At 72.6% G+C, this 20,564-nt stretch carries 11 protein-coding genes; all 11 read right to left on the bottom strand.

The window, feature by feature from the left end:
• Nucleotides 1-2 precede the first annotated feature (2 nt).
• The 11 genes from GQR16_RS18390 to GQR16_RS20010 all read right to left on the bottom strand — a co-directional run bounded on the left by GQR16_RS18390 (nt 3) and on the right by GQR16_RS20010 (nt 20,379).
• Nucleotides 3-1,202, bottom strand: coding sequence for an ABC transporter ATP-binding protein (locus tag GQR16_RS18390; RefSeq protein ID WP_157416620.1), 1,200 nt, complete (start codon nt 1,200-1,202; stop codon nt 3-5).
• Between the two features lie 14 nt (nt 1,203-1,216).
• Nucleotides 1,217-2,362, bottom strand: a complete 1,146-nt coding sequence (locus GQR16_RS18385; RefSeq protein ID WP_246200929.1) for an ABC transporter substrate-binding protein — start codon at nt 2,360-2,362, stop codon at nt 1,217-1,219.
• 188 nt (nt 2,363-2,550) lie between these two features.
• Nucleotides 2,551-5,544 (bottom strand): FtsK/SpoIIIE domain-containing protein, encoded by a 2,994-nt coding sequence (locus GQR16_RS18380; RefSeq protein WP_157416618.1) that lies wholly within the window; start codon nt 5,542-5,544, stop codon nt 2,551-2,553.
• A 102-nt stretch (nt 5,545-5,646) separates the two neighbouring features.
• A complete protein-coding gene (locus GQR16_RS18375; RefSeq protein ID WP_157416656.1) occupies nt 5,647-6,303 on the bottom strand; it encodes a zinc-ribbon domain-containing protein in 657 nt (218 codons plus the stop codon).
• Entirely contained in the window at nt 6,300-8,717 is a 2,418-nt protein-coding gene (locus tag GQR16_RS18370) for a transglutaminase TgpA family protein (protein WP_157416617.1), read from the bottom strand. The genes GQR16_RS18375 and GQR16_RS18370 overlap by 4 nt, the downstream gene beginning before the upstream one ends.
• Nucleotides 8,714-10,099, bottom strand: coding sequence for a DUF58 domain-containing protein (locus tag GQR16_RS18365; protein WP_157416616.1), 1,386 nt, complete (start codon nt 10,097-10,099; stop codon nt 8,714-8,716). The genes GQR16_RS18370 and GQR16_RS18365 overlap by 4 nt, the downstream gene beginning before the upstream one ends.
• A complete protein-coding gene (locus GQR16_RS18360) occupies nt 10,096-11,067 on the bottom strand; it encodes an AAA family ATPase (protein ID WP_157416615.1) in 972 nt (323 codons plus the stop codon). The genes GQR16_RS18365 and GQR16_RS18360 overlap by 4 nt, the downstream gene beginning before the upstream one ends.
• 17 nt (nt 11,068-11,084) lie before the next feature.
• Nucleotides 11,085-16,946: an Ig-like domain-containing protein gene (locus GQR16_RS18355; RefSeq protein WP_157416614.1), complete on the bottom strand. Its 5,862-nt coding sequence runs from the start codon at nt 16,944-16,946 to the stop codon at nt 11,085-11,087.
• Entirely contained in the window at nt 16,946-18,364 is a 1,419-nt protein-coding gene (locus GQR16_RS18350; protein ID WP_157416613.1) for a serine/threonine-protein kinase, read from the bottom strand. Before GQR16_RS18350 ends, GQR16_RS18355 begins: the two co-directional genes overlap by 1 nt.
• A 141-nt stretch (nt 18,365-18,505) precedes the next feature.
• A complete protein-coding gene (locus GQR16_RS20015; protein WP_157416612.1) occupies nt 18,506-19,348 on the bottom strand; it encodes a PP2C family protein-serine/threonine phosphatase in 843 nt (280 codons plus the stop codon).
• Entirely contained in the window at nt 19,345-20,379 is a 1,035-nt protein-coding gene (locus GQR16_RS20010; protein WP_157416611.1) for an FHA domain-containing protein, read from the bottom strand. Before GQR16_RS20010 ends, GQR16_RS20015 begins: the two co-directional genes overlap by 4 nt.
• Nucleotides 20,380-20,564: the final 185 nt, after the last annotated feature.

Genomic DNA, 20,564 nt, shown 5'->3' with positions numbered 1-20,564 from the left:
GCTCAGCCCTCCCCGAGCTCGGCGACCAGGTCGTCGCGGCGCTGCGCGGCGATCGAGGTCGTCGAGTCGTCGGCCGCGAACCGCTCGACCTCGACCGCGCCGTCGTCGAGGCCGAAGCCGTGCTCGACGAGCCAGCTCGCCCAGACCTCGGCGCCGACGCCGACGCTCGGACCCGATCCGGTGTTCTGGGCGAACACGAGGATCGTGCCGTGACCGGGCACGTCGACGAGGTACTGGGTGCTCACTCCCGAGAACGAGACGTCGAGCACGCGGCCGGGACCGAGCACGTTGCGCTCGGACGACGGCACGGGGGCCTCGACGTGCAGCGAGACCTTCTCGGGGCGGACGCCGACCGTGACCGCCCCGTTGTGGCGGTGCGCCCTGGCCTTCGGAACCACGAGACGTGCTCCGCCGGCGTCGACCGCGATCGCGGTGTCGGTCGAGCCGGCGACCTCGCCGGAGAAGAGGTTCGACTGGCCGAGGAAGTTCGCGACGAACGCGGTCTTCGGCAGGTCGTACAGCTCGGCGGGAGCCCCCATCTGCTCGATGGCGCCCTTGTTCATGACGGCCACGGTGTCGGCCATGGTCATGGCCTCCTCCTGGTCGTGCGTGACGTGGAGGAAGGTGAGGCCGACCTCTTCCTGGATCGTCTTCAGCTCGAGCTGCATCTGGCGGCGGAGCTTGAGGTCGAGCGCGCCGAGCGGTTCGTCGAGCAGCAGCAGGGCGGGGCGGTTCACGATCGCGCGCGCGAGCGCGACGCGCTGCTGCTGGCCGCCCGACAACTGCTGCGGCCGACGCTGCGCGAGGTGGTCGAGCTCGACCAGCCGGAGCGCCTCGTGCGCCTTGCCGAGCGGGTCGCCGATGCGACGTCGCTTGAGCCCGAACGCGACGTTCTCGATGATGCTCATGTGCGGGAACAGTGCGTAGCTCTGGAACACCGTGTTGACGGGCCGCTCGTGCGACCTCGTCGAGGTCACGTCCTTGCCGCCGATGAGGATGCGGCCCTGCGTGGGCTCCTCCAGCCCGGCGACGAGTCGGAGCGTCGTGGTCTTGCCGCATCCCGACGGCCCGAGGAGCGCGAAGAAGGAACCCGCGGGAATCGTGAGGTCGAGGTTCTCGATCGCCGTGAACCCGGGGAACCGCTTCTGGATGCCGACGAGCTCGAGGTCTGCGCCCCGCTCGGCGAATTCGCGTACAGCCATGCTCTCGTCCTCGCTCAGGCGCCGAGCAGGATGCTCTGGAACTGGGCCTGGTACTTCTGCTCCTCGGCTCCGGAGAGCGAGCGGAAGATGTGGGCCTTCGAGAGCGTCTCCTCGTTGGGGAAGATGAGCTGGTTCTCGGCGAGCTCGGGGTCGATCGCCGCGGCCGCCTCCTTCGCACCGACGACGGGCGTGATGTAGTTCACCCATGCGGCGACCTCGGCCGCGACCTCGGGCTCGTAGTAGTAGTTCATGAGCGTCTCGGCGTTGGTCTTGCGCGTGGAGCCGATCGGCACGAGGAAGTTGTCGTTCCAGAGCGTGCCGCCCGCGTCGGGGATCGCGAACTCCCACTTGTCGCCGGCCTCGGCGTTGATGACCGTGATGTCGCCCGACCAGCAGATCGCGGCGAGGGTGTCGCCGCTCTTCAGGTCTTCGAGGTACGCGTTGCCCTTGATGTTGCGGACCTGGCCGCTCTCGACCTGCTCGGTGAGCACGTCGATCGCGGCGTCGAACTCGGCGTCGCCCCAGTCGCCGGCGATGTCGACGCCGTTCTGCAGCATGATCAGGCCCATCGTGTCGCGCATCTCGGAGAGCACGCCGACCCGGCCCTTGAGCTCGGACGACCAGAGGTCCTCGACGGAGGCGAGCCCGTCGGGGAAGGCCTCCTTGTTCCAGCAGATGCCGGCGAAGCCGCCCTGCCACGGCAGCGAGAACGCGCGGCCCTTGTCGAAGTCGGGGTCGCGCAGCGCCGGGCTGAGGTTCGCGATGTTCGGGATGTTCGCGTGGTCGAGCTCCTGCGTGTAGCCGAACCGGATCCAACGGGCGACCATCCAGTCGGTGAGGCACACCGTGTCGGCCCCGATGTCCTGGCCGAGCGCGAGCTGGTCCTTGACCTTGCCGTAGTACGTGTTGTTGTCGTCGACGGCGACCTCGTAGTTGACCTTGATGCCGGTCTGCTCCTCGAAGGCCTGCAGCGTCGGGTAGTTGCCCGAGTCGTCTTCGTCGATGTAGGCAGCCCAGTTCGCCCAGTTGAGCGACTTGTCGGTCGCCGACCCGTCTGCGGCCGCGGTCGGCTTCACCGCCGCTCCACCGGTCGAGCACGCGGCGAGCGCGAGCGCGGACGCACCGGCGCCTGCACCGGCGAGCATCGTGCGCCGGCTCATCTGGGAAGCACGGGCGCGGGCGATCAACGAACGGATCATCGGATCCTGGGGAAGGGGCCGAGCGTTCACGGGTGCTCCATTCGGGTTCAGCGACGTTGCCAAGGGGTTCGTCGATAGTGCCACACTGGGGGGTCCAATTCACGTATCGATGTCAGAATCGTTAATTTCTGGGAACAGAACGTGCGGATTCAGTGCCCGCTGACGTGATATGCGATGTTTTCCGTCGTCGGCCACCGTCGCCGGAGAGCGGATCCACCGGGTCGAACCGCCCAGCATTCGCCGCCGCCGTCACCCAGGAGCGGCGGGAGCGCGATCGGCCCTGTACGCCCGGCGGACGCGGGCGCGAGCGCCCGGAACTCACGCAGTCCGCCGCGGACGAGGATCGTGGCCGTATCGCGGGCTCGCGCCGCCAGCGCGTAGGACGCCGCCCAGGCGTCGGCGTCGCCGACGACGAGCAGCGGCTCGCGCCCGAGCCCGGCGAGCACCTCGCGCTCGCCTCCCGGCACGAGCCGGACGGGCACCCGCCCGGTCGCCCGCAGCAGATCGAGGTCGCGCTGCGCCGCCGACGAGACCAGGGCGACGAACCCCTCGTCGAGTGCGACCTCCGGCGGCGGACCGGGGGCGACCAGCTCGCGGAGCGGCGGCACGTCGATCACCTGCAGTCGACGCGAACGCCATTGGCCCGAGCCGGGCGGAGCGTCGCGTTGCCAGAGGTCGCCGACGCCCCCGGCGTGCGAGAGCTCCGCCTTGGACGGGTGCCGCAGGTGCACGAACTCGCCGAAGAGCTCGCGCAGGCCGCCGCCCAGCCGATGTCCGAGCGCGGCGCCGGCCGCGACCGCGAACCCGAGACGGCGCCCGTCGGCGAGGAGCTCGGCCAGCATCGCGGTCGCCGCGTGACGGTACTCCTCGGGCCACGGCGCGAATCGGGTGTCGAGGTCGTCGACCACCAGGAGCCGGTGCGCGAGAGATCCGCCGCGGGCTGCAGTGACGAGGTCGGCGAGCAATTGCCAGTCCGTCGGCGCGCCCCGGCCGAGTCGGAGCACCGCCGAGGCGCCCGCCTGCGCACGGACCCCGGCCTCGATCGCGGCGAGCGCCGTCGATCGCCCGGCGCCGGGTGATCCGAGCACGAGCAGGTTCCCGTCGACCGCCGGCGTCCACGAGGCCGGACTCCGACGCTGCAGGTCAGGCTCGTCGACGATGCCGAACACCACGGGCGACGGCCCGCCGGACGAATCGGCCCGCCGGGCCGAGGAGCCCGGCGAGCCATGCGAGCCGGGCGAGGCCGGCGCATCCGATGCGGGGACTCCGAGCGCCGCCTCGAGGTCGGCACGCGCGAGCCGGGTCGGCAGCGGGTCGAGCCACGGTCGTCGAACCGGCGGCGACGCCGCGAACCGCCGTCGAACCTCATCGACGGCCTCCGCATCGACGAGCACGGATTGGAACGGCACGCGCACCCCGTCGCCGCGATCCGCGATGCCTCGGCCCGGCCGATCTGCGGGGATGCCCGCCGCCGCGTCGCTGCCGACCACGGCAAGGCTGTCGGCCCGGGTCATCACCCGCAGCGACACCCGGATCGGCGCGTTCGCCGTGATCTGCTCGCCGAGCACGCCGTTGGGGCGCTGCGAGGCGAGCACGAGATGCACGCCGAGGGATCTCCCGCGCGCGGCGATGTCGGCGACGACCGAGCCGAGGCCGCGGAACCGCTGGATCATCGCCTGGAACTCGTCGATCACGACCACCAGGCGGCCGAGCGGCACGTCGTCGGCCAGGTCGCCGATGTCGCGCACACCCGCGCCCCTGAGCACGCGTTCGCGGTGGCGGAGCTCGGCCGCCAGGCTCAGAACCGCCCGCTCCGCCTCGGCGTCGTCGAGATCGGTGACGATGCCGGCGACGTGCGGCAGTCCGGCGATCGGCTCGAACGCCGACCCGCCCTTGAAGTCGACGAGGAGGAACCCGACGCGTTCCGGCGGATGCGCGGCGGCCATCTGCAGGATCCAGGCGAGGAGGAACTCGCTCTTGCCGCTTCCCGTCGTGCCGGCGACGATCGCGTGCGGACCGTCGGCGACGAGGTCGACCTCGAGCGCTCCCCCGGCGACCAGTCCGACGGCGGCCCGGAGCGTCGATCTCCGCAGGCCGGCCGCGGCCGGCGCCGGAAGATCGCGCACGCGCACGATCTCGGGCAGCACCGACGCTCGCGGACCGAGACCCGCGCGCTCGGCGTAGGCGGAGGAGCGCTCGGCCCAGGCGCAGGACTCCTCAGCGCCGAGGAGGTCGGGGGCGAGCGCCGTCCCGGCCACGGCGCCGTGCTGCAGGAGGGTCGCGGTGCGCGGTCCGTCGATGCGCACCACGAACGCGAGCCCAGGGGGCAGCTGCTCCTGGTCGGTCGCGAGCGCGACGACGCCACCGGCGGCGGCCGGCGCCTCGGACGGGCCGGGCACGGCACCGGGCACGACCGGAAGGGTCAGGTCCCGGAGGACGAGCGTCGCTGCGGAGCCCTCGTGCGGAAACCGGGCGACCCAGCGCCAGACCTCGGTGTCGGGTGCATCGAACGCGACGGCGTCGGGCCGGGCCAGGTTCGCGGTCTGCACGAGCACGGCCCTGGCCGCCGCACGGACGAGGGGCGTCGGACCCGCGAACCCGACTCCGCCGGCGAGGTCGACGACGACCGGGGCGCCCTCGAGCCGCCGGGCGTGATCGAGCGCCGCGCGATCGAGGTCGTCGGAGGGCGAGCCGTCGATGCGGAGCACGCTCTCGACCGTCGCCGCACCGAGCACGACCGGAGCGAGCCCGCGCGCTCGCCATTCCGGCGGCTCGTCGCGCGACACGAGCCGACCCGACGACGGATGCCGGAGCCACGCCGTCTCGGCCTCCTCTCGGTGACGCACCGCGACCTCGGCGCGAAGTCTCGCGAACGCGGCGATGCGCTCCGCGTTCGCGCGGCGCACCGAGCGACGCGCCTGGCGACGACCGTCGAGCACCGTGGCCACCGCGAGCACCGGGCCGAGCACCGCGAACGCGAGCGAGATCATCGACTGCGTGATCGACCAGAGGACGACGGCGCCGACCACCGGCGCGAGCGCGGCGAGGAACGGGAACCCCGGCGGAGTCGGTTCGGGCACGACGGCGGGCAGGGCGAGCGGCAACCGCGTGCCGTCGGGCGGGGCGAACAGTCGGGTCGGCATCCGGTCAGTCGATCATCGACGGGCTCACGCGCGATCCGCCGACCGCGGAGGGGGCACGCCCGCGGCATCCGCACCCCTGTGGAGGACCGGTCTCCCAGGCCCTCAGGAGACGGTGAAGGACTGCTCCGCGAGTTCGACGACCGTGCCGGACGAGACGAGATACCGGCGCCCCGGCTCGCACCGGATCACGTCGTCGGCGCGGCGGACGGTCGTGCCGTTGGCCGAGAACCGGTCGGCGACCCAGAGCGTGCCGTCGTGCGTGCCGAACTCGAGGTGCGTCTTGGAGACCGACCGGCTCGGATCGTCGATGGTCACGAGATGATCGAACGACTCGCCCGGCTGGGCGAGCGGACGGCGGCCGACGAGCCCGGTGCCGAAGACGACCCGCACCTCGCCCGTTCCGAACCGCAGCACGAATCGCGGGCGCTCGAGCGGCTCGGAGTTCTCGGAAGCCCCGGGCGCACCGGGATCCGCCTGCGTCGCCACCGAGCCGTCGTCGGCCGGCACGTCACCGGCGCCGGCCTCGACGCCGCCGCGCCCGGTCGAGGCGTCTGCCGCGGCATCCGTCACGTCGACCTGCAGGCCGACCGGCACGCTCACGACCCCGCTGCGCCGGAACCCTGGGCCGAGCGACGTCGTGTCGCCCGGGCGCGGGTCGGGGCGGCGACGCGACTCGGGCGTCGCGCTCGTCGAACTGCCGCAGTGTCCGCAGAACATCGCCCCGTCGGGCAGTGCCGCGCCGCAGATGCGACATCTCATCGTCGACCCCCTCTCCGGCTGACAGCGTACCCGCCGAGGGAGGTGAGCGAGATCGCCGCCCGCAGGCGCTCGCGTCGAGTGCGCGGTGCCGCGAGCCGCCGCTGCAGTTCGTCGACCGACCTCCACACGCGCTCGTCGTCGCCGTCCTGCGGCCCGCCGGGCGCGAACACCGCACGGTCGACGACCGACGCGAGCACGAGCGGGGCGAGCCCGCCGACCGTCACCGCCTGCTCGGCCCTCGTCGAGTTGGCCCTGATCGGATAGCCGTAGTCGGCGGCCGTGTCGGCGAACTCCTGCCACCCGCCCTCGATGCGATCAACGGGAGACTCGGCGAGGCGACGCACGCGTCGACGGCGGATCTTCGCGACGATGACCGCGAGGAACGGGCTCGCGATCAGGGCGAGCACGAGCACGCTGAGCCCCACGATCGTCGCCACCGTCGTGAGCACGCCGAGCCAGCGCCCGAGATCGTCCTGCGGTCGCTCGTCGGTGCCGTCGGCGGGCGAGTCGTTCTCGTCGACCTGCGTGCGCTCGGGCGGCGGCGGCAACGCCGACTCGGGCCTCGACACGATCTCGGGCTGGTCGGGCTCGCGCTCGGGGATGTCCCGCGGATCGGGGTTCGGGTCGAGCGCGATCCACGCTCCGTCGGCGCGCTGCACCTCGATCCACGCCTGCAGGTCGTCGCGCCGGAGCACCGTGGTCGTCGCCGTCGCATCGGCGACGGCGTCGCCCGCCGCGGCGCCACCCGATGCGGTCTCGCCCGATGCGGTCTCGCCGGCGGCCGGCTCGGGCACCGTGTAGCCAACGACGACCCGCGCGGGGAAGCCGATCCTCCGCGCCATCAGCGCGGCCGCGACGGCGTACTGCTCGCCGTCGCCGACCATCGGCTGATCGGTCGCGAGCTGGGCGATCCGGTCGAGCGCGTGCCCCGAGCGGCTCGGGACGGAGTCGGAGGTCGTTCCGTGACTCACGTACCCGATGGCGTGGAAGCCCTGGATGACCGCCGCGAGCCGCTGGCCGGGGGCCTCCGACACCGGAGCCCACGCGTCGAGGAGTTCCTCGAGCTCGGGCGGCGGTTCGGGCGCGGCCGGGACGACGCTGGTTCCGGGCTGCATCTCGGCGAGCTCCGAGGGGTCGAGCATCGCGATCGACCAGGCAGTGTACGCGTCACCGCGAGCGAGGCCGGTCGCGACGGCCCCCGTGCCGGTCGTGTCGTTGTACACGAATCCGTCGGCGAGCGTCTCCGCCCTCGGGCCGCCGAAGTCGATGCGCTCCAGTTGGCCGACGCCGGGCACCCATACGTCGTCGTATGCGGCGACCTCGACGGAGATGCGCACGGGCTCGCCCTCCACGCCCGTCTGGTCGAGTCGGTACGGGAGCCGCGTGAAGCTGCCGGACACCGAGGTGCCGTCGGCGCCGCCGACCGAGTAGACGATGCCGTCGTACGTGTCGAGCGTGGCCACGGCGAGGCCCGTTCCGGGCGGCAGGCCCCGAACCTCGAGCATCACGTCGTCGGCCGCGAGCGGGTCGAACGCGGCCCGGAACGAGGCCAGCGGGCTCTCGTGGGCGCGCGGCTCGAACGGCTGCTGGACCTCGGAGCGCACGACCGTCCGGGCGGACACCGGCGTGAGGAACGCCGCGGCGCTCGCCCCCACGAGCGCGACGGCGAGGACCGCGGATGCCCCGAGCAGGCGCCGGGCGTCGCCGAGCGCCCGCTCGACCGCCGACCGTCCGCCGAGCGCCTGGCGGTCGAGGATCGCGACGTTCACCAGCCACGCCACGGTCGCGACGAGGAACCACAGGCCGGCCGCGATCGCGAACGCGTCGTGCACGACGCCGAGCAGGATGCCCGCGGCCATGAGGAGCGCCGACGGCAGCACGGCCACGACCGGATGCCGCGTGCGGAAGGCGATCGTGACCGCCGCCGCCGAGGCGAGCAGCGTCAGCAGGAACGGCGGAACGAGCAGCGCCTGATAGGAGCCGACGGGAACGGCGATCGTCACGAGCTGCTTCCAGGACAACGCGGTCGCGGCGATCAGGTCGAGCACGCCCTGCGGAGTCGGGAGCACGCCGGCGTACGCACGCGACGGAACGGCCGCGGGGACGCCGAGCAGGAGGAAGGCGGCGACGAGCGCGACGAGCACCTTCCAGGACGGCCATGCCCGCCACGCGCCGAGGAGGCCGACGCCCATGCCCGCGACGACGGCGACGGCCGCGGCGACGAGGAACTCCGTGCTCTCGTACACCGGCCACCACGGGATGAGCGCCGCGGCCAGCAACAGCACGAGCAGCGCGATCGAGATCGCCGTCGACCAGGCCGATCGACCGACCCCGCTCGCCGAGCCGATGCCGGCGCGGACCCGGGCCGCGGTGCCGGCCGCCGCCCCGACGTCGCCCCGCTGCCGCGCGCTCATGCGACCGACGCCGTTCGGGCGAGCATGGCGCGCAGGTCCTCCAGGTACCCGATGCCGAAGACGGTGAGCCCGGCGACCGTGCGTGCCGACGCGTCGCCCTCGGGCGAGCACTGCACGCCGATCGCATCCACGCCCATCGGCAGTCGGGACGCCGCTGCGCGGAGCGGCGCCGTGCCGCGAGCCGTGCCGGTCACCAGGAAGGCGAGCGAGACGCCGGGCAGCGCCTCGGCCGCGGCGGGCGCGACATCCGTGATCATCGCCGCTCGCTCGTCGCGCTCGATCGTGCACAACGAGTCGAGCAGGCGGTCGCGGCTCACGGTCGGAAGCTCGCGAACGATGCCGATGGGACCGCGCGCCGACGTGCGTCTCGCACTGCCGGCGTGGTGGGCACCCGTGCCGGGAGCCCTCGTCGTGGCGTGCGCCGAGCCCGGCCCCGACACGACGAACGACACGGTGCGCGCGTCGCGGATCGCCCTCGCCCCGACGGAGGCCGCAGCGCTCACCGCGAGTTCGAACTCGGCATCGTCGCGGTACGCCGAGGGGTCGAGATCGAGCACCACGAGGAGTCGGCTGCGTCGCGTCTCCTCGAACTGCCGCACCATGAACGTGCCGGTCTTCGCACTGCTCTTCCAGTGGATGAATCGCCGATCGTCGCCGGGAAGGTACTCCCTGAGCGCATGGAAGGCGATGTCGCTCGCGGTCAGGTCGCGCGTCGGCGAGCCCTCGAGGTCTCGGATGAAGCCGGAGCTGAGGGCGGCGATGGCCACCGTACGAGGGTGCACGTGCAGCTCGGCGACCTCGGACCAGACGATCTCGCGTCGCATGAGCCCGAGCGGATCGGCCCGGACGGTTCGCGCCGGGCCGACGGCGACGACGCCTCGGCGCTCGGTCGGCACGCGGAAGGAGCGGTCGAACGCCGCGCCGCGCGCGAGCCCCGGCAGGACCCACTCCATGATCTCCCGCCCGACCGGCACCTCGAGCTTGACGCCGCCCCACCTGCGTCGCCCGGGGTTCTCGGCGACGAGTCGGGCCTCGGCGGGTTCGCCGACGACGACGCGAGGGGTGGGCAACGAGAGCCCGATGGTCGACGCACCGCGACCGAGCAGCCAGACGGATGCCGCGCACGCGACGATCGCAAGACCCCACCCGAGTGCGATGAACTCGCGCCAGCCGAACGCGGCACCCACCACGAACGCCGCGGCCGAGCCGAGGATCACGGACCAGCCGCGGGCCGTCACGACGGACGCGACCACGCGACGCCACTCGTCGAGCCTGCCGAGAGCGCCCCCGACCGCGCGCACGAGATGCGCGATCACCGCCGCGAGCACGCCCTCCCGACGGGCGTCCTCCGGCATCGAGGTGCGGGTCTCGGCGAGGCTCACACTGCTTGCCTCGACGAGGGCGGTGGGGTCTCGATGAGCACCTGGGCGATGAGGTTCGATGCCGTGACGCCGTCGAACTCGGCCTCGGCGTCGAGGATCAGTCGGTGCGCGAGCACCGGCTCGGCGAGCGCCTTCACGTCGTCGGGCACCACGTAGTGGCGACCGCGGCCCGCGGCATGCGTCTTCGCGGCGCGGATGAGCGCCAGCGCGCCGCGCACGCTCACGCCGAGGCGCACCTCCCGCGTGGTCCTCGTCGCGTCGACGAGGCGGGACACGTAGTCGTGAATCGTCGGGTCGACGTGCACCGTGCGTGCGGAGGCCGCCATCTGCACGATCTCGGCGGCGTGGAGCTGCGGTTCGACCTGCACGTCGTGCGCGCGCTGGTCGGCGCCCTCGAGGATCCGGATCGTCGACGCGTGATCGGGGTAGCCGATCGACGTGCGCATGAGGAACCGGTCGAGCTGCGCTTCGGGCAGGCGGTAGGTGCCGGCCTGCTCCACGGGGTTCTGCGTCGCGATGACCATGAACGGATGCCCCACCGGGTGGGTCTGCCCGTCGACGGTGACCTGCCCCTCCTCCATGACCTCGAGGAGCGCCGACTGCGTCTTCGGGCTCGCCCGGTTGATCTCGTCGGCGAGCACGATGTTGGCGAAGACCGGCCCGGGGTGGAACTCGAACGCCCCGCTGCGCTGGTCGTACACGGTGACCCCCGTGATGTCGCCGGGCAGGAGGTCGGGCGTGAACTGCACCCGGTTGCTCGTGCCGTGCACCGACTGCGCCATCGCCCTGGCGAGCGAGGTCTTGCCCGTTCCGGGCACGTCGTCGAGCAGCAGGTGCCCCTCGGACAGGAAGGCGGTGAAGGCGAGTCGCACGACCCGGTTCTTGCCGAGCAGCACGGTCTCGACCGCACCGACCAGTCGGTCGAGGTTCGAGGCGAAGCGCGCGGCCTCGTCGGGCGTCATCGTCATACGGGCTCCATCGTGCGTCACGGGTTCTGATACCTCACTCTCACGCCGGCGACCTCAACATCCAACCAGACGCGGTCGCCGGGCCGGGCTCCCGGGACTCGACAGCTCGTCGCACGCTGCGCGACCACCCCCGCCTCGTCGCCGTCGAGCCCGCATCGGAAGTTCGCGGGGATCCCCGAGTTGTCGGGCTCGGAGTCCCACGTCCAGGTCGCCGCATCGGGGTCCCACGTGCGGGAGGGCAGCGCGAAGGTCAGCGACGGCGAGGCGTCGGCCGGAAGAATCTCCGACCACGGGCCGCAGCTCCCCCACGGAGAGCAGGCCCGCAGCTGGAAGCGCGCGGTCTCGCCGAATGGGCGGCCGAGCACCGCCCGGAGCCACCCCGTGCCGGCGAAGTCCTTCGGTGCGCCGAGCTGGGCCCCGTCGGCGTCGACCGCGACGATCTGGAGCCGCTTGCCCGGCTCGACCTTCGAGATGTACCGGTCCCAGGCATCCTGCGTCATCCAGTCCATGCCGCTCTGCACCGAGGCGATCGGCCCCGGCGGCTGCCGCACGACGATCGTGCCGACCCCCGTGCTCACGCACGCCGAACGGTTGAAGCCCCAGACCACGAAGGAGTAGCTCGCCGCTTCGGTGGTCGTCCCCGAGAACTGCACGCTCGAGGCATCCGGTCCGGTCCTCACCATGTCAAGCACCGCGCCGCCGCGCGACGGCGAGACGACGACTCCCGGGGCGGGCGAGGTGACCGAGCAGCTCTGCGGGCCGGATGGCGGCGAGGTCTCGCCCTCGGCGAGCCGCTGCACGAAGTAGCCGCCGATCGCGTCGCCGTTGCCGTCGAACGGGCTCCAGGTCACGGTCACCGTTCCGGCGAGCGCGTCGCCGGCCACGCTGATGTCGCCCGGAACCGGCGGACCGAACGGCGTGCCGGAGCCCGTGGCCTCGGCCCAGACGGCCATCGCCGGGTAGGCCTCGTTCCTCGCGCTCACGGAGAACTCGACGAGGCTGCCGTTCTCGAGCGTGCGCGAGTCGACCTCGCAGCGCGAACTGGTGCACACCGACGCCGCGTCGACCTCGATCGGAACGCCCCCGACGACCACGACGTACGAGTGCACCGCGCTTCCGGTGCCGGCCGAGACCGGCGCCCAGCCGAGGCGGAGGCGGCCGTCGAGCGGCGCGGCTCCGAGCGCGGTCGGGGCCGGCGGCACGACGTCCGACCAGATCGGCCCGGGGGCGTCGACCGGGTCGGAGAGCCCGATGCCGTTGCGCGCCTGCACGCGCAGCACCACGGCGTCGGCACGGCCGTTGCCGAGGGTCGGAACACGACAGGTCGTCACCGCGCACTCGCTCGTCGCGACCGCCTCGGACGAGCTCGGGTCGATGAGGCTGATGCGGTAGCCGACGATCGGCGAGTTGTTGAAGGCGCCCGCACCGAACACGAGGTCGAGGCTGCGGTCGCCGAAGCCGGTCACCCTGGGCGCCGTGACGGGGTCGGGGCGGTCCTGCACCGAGACCGTCACGGTGCCCCACGCGAAGCGGTCGGGATCACCGGTCGCGTCGGAGACCTGGTACTGCAGCGTGGTGTTCACGGGTTCCGCGTCGTCGGCGACCCGCACGAGCAGGGTCGACCCGTCTTCATCGCGAGTGATCGAGACCCCGGCGGGCAGCGAGTCGAGTCCGCGGAGGTCCTCGACCCGGAGCGGCGAATCCGGGAACGGGTTCGTGCCGACGTCGTTCGCGAGCACGTCGACGCTGGTCGTCGCACCGCGCCGCACGACGGCCGAATCGGCCACCGGCCGCGCGAGGGGCCTCGTGGACGGCACGACCTGGAGGTCGATGCGCCCCGGAACCCCCTGCCCCGACGCATCGGTGACGTCGACCGCGACCGAGGCCCGCGTGCCCGCGGCCTTCGACGCCGCCGGGGTGACGGTCAGCTGGTCGCCGTCGAGCTCGAATCCGAACCCCTCGGGCGGCGGATCGACGATCCGGTACCGCAGCTCGTCGTTCTGGTCGGCGTACGGGTAGGTCGTCAGCCTGGTGAGGTCGATCGTCTTCGCCTTGCCCTGCTCGAAGTCGATCGAGCCGCCCGAGAACACCGGCGGCTGATTCGACGTCGGATTCACCTGGATCGGGATCACGATCGTGCCGGTGCGGCCGGTCGGATCCGATCCGGACTCGCCGTCGGTGACCGTGAAGGAGATCGATGCGGGTCCGAAGTACCCCTCCTCGCTCCGGAACCGCAGGGTGCGCTCGTCGACCCACGGGTCGCTGCCGTCGCCGTGCGCGGTACGCACCGTCGCGGCATCCGTGATGCGCACGGGACGACCGGATGCCGCGATCACGAAGTCCTCGATGTCGAGCTCGACGCTCTGCCCGCTGCGCACGGCGACCGAGGGCGCATCACGCCGGAGCTGCGGGATCGCGTCGTCGCGCCCCGGCACGCGGATGAACGCGTACGAGACCACCTCCGGGTCGTCGGGGTGCGTCAACGAGAACGGGATGATCCGCCGACGATCCTCCACCTCGACGCGGATGCGACCGTCGCGCAGCACCTCCGCGCCGGTCTGGAACCCGTCGACGAGCCGTACCTCGAGGTCGGACACGTCGGCGTCGGCGAGGAACGCGTCGGCCAGCACGTCGACGTCCACCCGCTGCCGGTCGAGGATGTCGGTGAGGTTCAGGACCACGTCGTCGACCTCGGGCCTGGCGAACGGCGCATCCTCGCTCGCGACGACCGTGAGGAAGGTGGAGGCGGTGCCGAGCCGATCGTTCCCGATCGTGTACTGGAAGCTGAAGGAGCCCTCCACGTCGGGCACCACGACGTCGATGCGATCGCCCACGATCTGCGCGGGGGCACCGTCCTGCTGTGCGGTGACGCCGGTCAGCTCGAGCACGCCGCCGTCGGGGTCGTTGTCGTTCTCGAGCACGCGCACCGAGACCGTGCGGCCGGGCCGCACGACCACGCTGTCCTCGACGGCGACCGGGTTCCTGGCGCCCTCAGGGCGCGCGGCGATGCCCACGCGCACCGTGCCGGTCGCCCGCTCGCCGAGCGCGTCGACGACGGAGTACGTGAACGTGTCGGTGCCGGCCGAGTAGTCGCCGGCCTCGTAGTCGAGCCAGTCGGGCCCGGTCTCGACGACGGTGCCGAGTTCGGGGTTGGACTCCTGGCCGACGAGCAGCACCGAGTCGCCGTCGGGGTCCGTGCCGCCGAGCGGGACGGCGATGCGGACCTTGTCTCCGGCGAGGGCCCGCGCGGTGATCTCGGGCGGAACCGGGGCGGCGTTCGTCTCGGGGTCGGCCGCCCGCACCGAGAGGTGCACCGTCGCGCTCGCGGTCTGCCCCGGCGTGCGGACGAGGTACGTCGCCTCGTACTCGCCTGGCGTCTCGGGGGCGAGGTATCGCAGGCGATCGCCGCTGACGAACAGCAGCCCGTCGGTGGGCTCGACCACGAGCTCGGGATCGATGGTGAGCGGGAGTCCGTCGGGGTGCTCGTCGTTCGCGAGCACGGGCACGTCGATGACGTCGCCGGTGCGCACCGAGGCCGTGTCGGGATTCGCGACGGGCGGCTGCGAGACGGTCGGCGGCGGAACCTCCACCACCGTGACGGCGCCCTCCGCATCGCCGAGTCCGTTGCTGACGCGGTACCCGAACGTGAGCGATCCGAGCGGCAGCGGACCGAGGAGCTGCACGCGGAGGATGCGGTGGTCGATGACCGCCACCCGCATCTCGGGGGCGTCGGCGCCGAGCAGGTCGGTGAGCACGAGCACCCCGCCCGTCGGGTCGATGTCGGTCGCGAGCACGTCGACGTCCATCGGCTGGCCCACCCGGAGGAACGCGGTGTGCGGCACCGTGACCGGTGTCGTGTCCCGGTCGGATCCGGCCTGGACCTCGACGCGGATGAGCCCGGTGACGGGGTTCGCGGTCTCGTCGGTGACGACGTACTCGAGATAGTGGGTGCGCTCGGCCGAGCTCTTGAAGCGGAACGTCCCGCCGTCGTAGTCGGGCGTGATCAGGGTGTCCTGCTTCGCCGGGACGCTCGTGAGCACGATGTGCCCCGTGCCCCCGTGCACGTGGCGGAGCGGATCGATGCGCACCTCCTCGCCGGCCGTCGCGAGCACGACGAACGACTCCGCGATGAGCGGGACGGTCCCCGGCTCCCGCACGTCCACCTGGAGGGAGCCCGCGCCCTCGTCGCGCCCGTCGTAGGCGATGAGCGGCACACGGCGCGTGGCACCCTGCCCGCCGTGCTCGTCGTACACCACGGACCCGTCGGCGGTGAAGGACACCGAATCGCCATCGGGGGCGGTGGCCCGGAGCAGGAAGAACGGGTCGCCGTCGGGGTCGACCCAGTCGCCCAGCACCGCCGCGGTCGATCGGGCTCCGACCGCGACCGTCGTGGTGCGATCGCGAACCTGTTCGGGGGCCCCGTTCTCGTCGTCGGTGCGCACCTGCACGTTGACCGACGCCTTCGCGCGTCCGCCGCGACCGTCGTCGACCTCGTAGCCGAACGTGAATCCCTCGGTGACGCTCGGATCCAACGTGACCTGCACCTGCTGACGGTCGGCGACGAGGTCGAGGCGCACGCCCGCCGGAGGCGCGACGTCCAGCGCTCCGATCACGAGCACGTCGCCGTTCGGGTCGTAGTCGTTCAGGAGCACGGGAAGCACCGAGGCGCGCCCGGGGCGAGCGCCGAACGTGTCGTCGACGGCGATGGGATCCGCTTGGCTTCGCTCGAGCTCGGCGGGCTTGTCGGCGTCGGGTCGCTCGACCTTCTCGTCGTCGGTCTCGGTCGCGAGCAGTTCGGCCCAGTTGTCGATGACGCGGTAGTCGGTCGCCGCCGCCCAGCTGCGACCGGAGGAACGGTCGTTCAGCACCAGCGAGCGCCCGTTCGCGAAGAATGCGGGGTCGGCGCCGGCCGGCATGTCGAGCGTGAAGGGCTCGGGCGCCTCGCCGTCGCACGACCGCCAGGCCGAGCCGTTGGACCACGCGGCGTTGAGGCACTCGCCGTGCCGGACCGGCGCGGTCGGGGTCTCACCGGGGCGGTCCACCTCGGCTGCGCGGACGGCGCGATCGGAGAGTCCGACCGTGACGAGGCCCGTGCGCGACGCGACGGCCACGACCTCGCCGTCGACGGAGGGCTCCTGCAGGTGCGGATCGTCGGCCGCACCCATCACGTCGGCGAGCGGGACGGCGCCGTCGGCGAGGTGCAGCACCATGGTGCGCTCGTCGAGCACCGCCCATCGGCCGCCGACCGAGGTCACCTGGAACGTCGATTCGGGGTCGGCCACGTCGGTCTGCCACTGCTCGACGACGGACTCCGACTCGTCGACGTCGACCCGCCGCACGATGCCGGTGGAGGGGGTGAAGGCGAACAGCCGTCCGTCGGGCGCGACGGAGACGACGCTCCCCGCACCGAACGTCAGGGTCGGGTCGGAGTCGACCTGCAGGTCGACGATCTGGTCGGACGGCATGGTCCAGACGTCGCCGCCGGCGGCGACGACGACCTTGGACTCCGTGATCGCGACGCTGCTATCGGGCGGCACGACGACGGTCTCGGCCACGGTCGAGGTCGTCGGGTCGATGACGGCGACCGTCGCCCGGTCGGGGTCGAAGGCGAGCACCGTCTGACCGCGCTGCGCGATCCTGAGCGTCGACCCTCCGGTCTCGACGATCGAGTTCAGCTCATGGACTGCGGTGTTCGCCCGGCCGACGGATTCGAGGTCGTCGTTGGCGACCCACACGGCCGCATCGCCGAGGTCGATGCGCTCGGCCGAGTACCCTCCCGATGCCGCGGCGACGCCCACGATGACGGCGACGACGGCTGCGCCGACGGCCGCCGTCGCAACGGCGGATCGGTGTCTGGAGACGACCGAGCGCAGCCTCATCAGCCCTCCGCGTCGATGTCGACGCAGCGTTCCTCGCTCGGCCGACCGGTCTTGCCGTCGCGGGTGACGGTCACCTCGGCGCAGACGTGGTCGCCGTCGGCGCCGACCACGTCGGCACGCGCCTCGCGCTGCACCGGCCTGGCCGCGCCGTCGACGGTCACCAGGTAGGCATCGCCGCTCTGCAGGCCGGGGTCGTCCCAGGTGAACGTCACGACGACGCCGTCGGTGACGGCGCGCACGCCGGTGACCACCGGGATTGGGGACGTCGCGGAGGCGACGAGGTACGCTCCCCCGATCGCGATCCCGACGAGCAGGACGGCGACCGCCGAGATCGCCCAGAGCGCCCGTCGCGGGGCGCGGGGCGACGGCGGGTGCGGCCCGGTCGATCCGGACCGGGTCTCCGACCGCAGCGTGGTCGCGCCGGTCCGGTCCGCGGATCGCCTCGTGCGACGGGCTCGACGGTCCGACGCACCCGGCACGCCCGCCCCGGCCGGGGCCGAGAGGATCCGCGTGCGCTCATCGAGGTCGACGCCGACGGCGAGCGCCCAGTCCTCGGTGACGACCTCGAGCGGCGTCTGCGGCAACGCGAGCTCCTCCTCGACGGCCTGCAGGTCGCGCACGAACTCGAGGGCGCTCGACTGCCGGTCGGCGGGTCGCTTCGACATCGCTCGCGCCAGCACCCGTTCGAGCGATTCGGGCACGTCGTCACGACCCGTCCGGGGCGGCTTCGCGGCACGGATGCGGGCCGAGACGCGCCCGACGGCGTTGTCGCCGCCCTGCTGCTCGAACGGACTGCGGCCCGCGAGCAGCGAGTACACGGTCGCGCCGAGCGACCACACCTCGCTCGCGACGGTGCCCGCGTCGTCGACGAGGACCTCGGGCGCCGACCACGGCACCGACAGGCCCACCGCGTCGGTCGAGGAGATCGCTCCGAGTCTCGCGGCGATGCCGAAGTCCGAGAGCACCGGGTGCCCGTAGGCGGTCGTGAGGATGTTCGACGGCTTGATGTCGCGGTGCAGCACTCCGTTGCGGTGCGCGGTCTCGACGGCACTCGCGATGCGCACGCCGATCGAGAGCACCTCGGCCAGCGGCAGGGCCGTGTTGCGGTAGCGCTGGCCGAGGGTCGCCGGACAGAACTCCATGACGAGGTACGGCCGGCCGTCGGCCGCGACGCTCGCCTGGTAGACCGTCAGGATCGACGGATGCGACGAGAGCTGGGCCATGACATCGGCCTCGGACTGGAACATCTGCCGAGCTGCGTCGTCGACGACCTCGGCGAGCAGCACCTTGACCGCGACGAGGCGCCGGGGCATGTTCTGCTCGTAGAGGAACACGTCGGCGAATCCGCCCGATCCGAGCACGCGGATGAACGAGAACCCCGGGAGGTTCGGCGCGGTGGAAGGCAGTCGTCTCGACACGATCCTCCCTGACCTCGGTGCCTGGTCCGGGTGCCGTCGCGGCTGATGCCGGCGGCATCCGGTCTGCTCATTCTAAGTCGGCCCGACCCGCGTTCGAGGGCCGCTCCGAAGGCCGGTGCCCGGGCCCGTGAGGTCGACGGCTCAGGATGCCGCGGGCGAATCGAGGGCGCCGTCGGCCGCCGCCTGTTCGGGCGAACGCTCGGGGCGGGTCACGTCGAGCACGTCGACGACGAGGACGGTGACGTTGTCGCGCCCGCCGTTGCCGAGCGCCGCGTCGAGCAGGTGCTCGGTGACGCGTTCGGCCGATCGGTCGGCCGTCATGAAGTGCCGGATGCCGTAGGAGGTGAGCTCCTTCGTGAGCCCGTCGGAGCAGATCAGCAGTCGCATGCCGGGCTCGACGGCGATCGCACGGTAGTCGGGGATGGGCGACTCGTGGAAGCCGACGGCACGCGTGATGACGTTGGAGTGCGGATGCGTGTCGGCCTCGTCGCGCGTGATCTGCCCCGCGTCGACGAGCTCCTGCACGATCGAATGGTCGACGGTCAGCTGCTCGAGCATGCCGCCGACGAGTCGGTAGACCCGCGAGTCGCCGATGTTGAACACGATCCAGGCCGGCTCGTCGGAGATGAGGCCGAGGGCGACGCCCGTCACGGTCGTGCCGCTGCCCTCGTCGGTGACACCGGTGCCGCGATGCATGTCCTGCACCGCGAGCCGCAGGGACTGGTCGATGTCGGAGGTGCCCATCACGATCTTGCCGCCGTGCTCGGCGAGGCGGGTCACGACGGCCGCGCTGGCGAAGTCGCCGGCGGCGTGGCCGCCCATGCCGTCGGCGACGGCGAAGATCGGCGCCTGCGCGACGAAGCTGTCTTCATTGACCTGTCGACGGTGCCCGACGTCGGTGCCCGCGGCCCACGAGAGCGTGATCTTCGTGCCGTCGGGCAGCACGACCGGATGGCGGGAGTTGCCGTTTCCGATCTGTGTCACGAGTGGGGCCTGTCGGTTCGGGTCGGACGAGGAGCTTCGTCGCTGGCTGGGAGGACCTCGATGATCGTATCGTCTCCGAGGTCGAGGGTGCTGCCCGGCACGACCACGATCGACTCGCCGGCGCGCATCCGCCGCACACCCGTCGCGGTGCGGAGCACGGTTCCGTTGGTCGAGCGCAGGTCGGTCGCGACGAGGCGCTCGCCCTCGACGCGGAGCTCGAGGTGGGTTCCGGAGACCACTCCCGTCGGCGAGCGCACCGGCACGAGTTCGGGCGCGGTCGTCGCGGCGGCGGGTGCGCGCGGCGCGAGCGGACGACGGCCGACCAGGATCGGCACCGTCACCGTGCGCGCCCCGTCGCCGTCGATGCGGACCCGCGGCGGCGGCCCCGGCGAGAAGGCGCTCGTCGCGTCGCCGGTCTCGAGGACGTCGTCGGCCTCGCCGCGCGGGTCGGCCGCCGACGCGAGCGTGGCGTCGAACGCACCCCCGCGGGCGGCACCCCCGAGGGACGCATCCCCGCGAGACCCACCGCCACGAGACGCATCGCCCGCCGGCGCCCATTCGATGTCGGTCGCTCGAAGGCTCGCCCGGGCCGGCGCCAGGGCGCCCACGGCCGTGCCCTGGTTGTGCAGCGGAGCTCCGACATCCGTGATGCGGACACCGCTGACATCGCGGAACTCCGCCAGATGCCATGGGCGGATGCCTCGGGCATCGAAGCGTCGCGACCCTCCGGGCGAGTCGACGTCGACGACCGCCTCGCCGCGGACGACGGCCGTGACACCGGCGGAGCCGTCGGCCGGCCACCACACCACGGCGAACCCGCGATCCACCTCGCCCCCGGCATCCGGTGCACCCGGGATCTCCTGGACGAGCCGTTCGATGCCCACCATCGCGTCGGCCGTGAGCGCGGCGAGCGCGGCGAGCGCCCGTTCGTCGGCGGGGGCCGCGAGCGCGGCGATGAACCGATCGCCGATCACGACGTCCCAGTCCATCGCCCCGACGCGAGACGCACTCGTCACGGTTCCGGCGACCATGTGCCCAGTCTGCACCAGTCCGAGTCGCCCCGACGGCGACCGCCCGCCGTGCTCTCGGCGTCGAAGGCCCCCGGCCGGTGCCACCGCGACCGCCGTAGCCACGGCGCGATGCGCGGGAACTCGTGCGGCGGCGCGCTGCCCGCCCATCGGATCTCGTCGTGAAGCGGGAGCGATCTGGTGGGAAT

The sequence above is a fragment of the Agromyces allii genome, assembly GCF_009749385.1.
Classification (GTDB): domain Bacteria; phylum Actinomycetota; class Actinomycetes; order Actinomycetales; family Microbacteriaceae; genus Agromyces; species Agromyces allii.
This window is presented reverse-complemented; position numbering and strand designations above follow the sequence as displayed.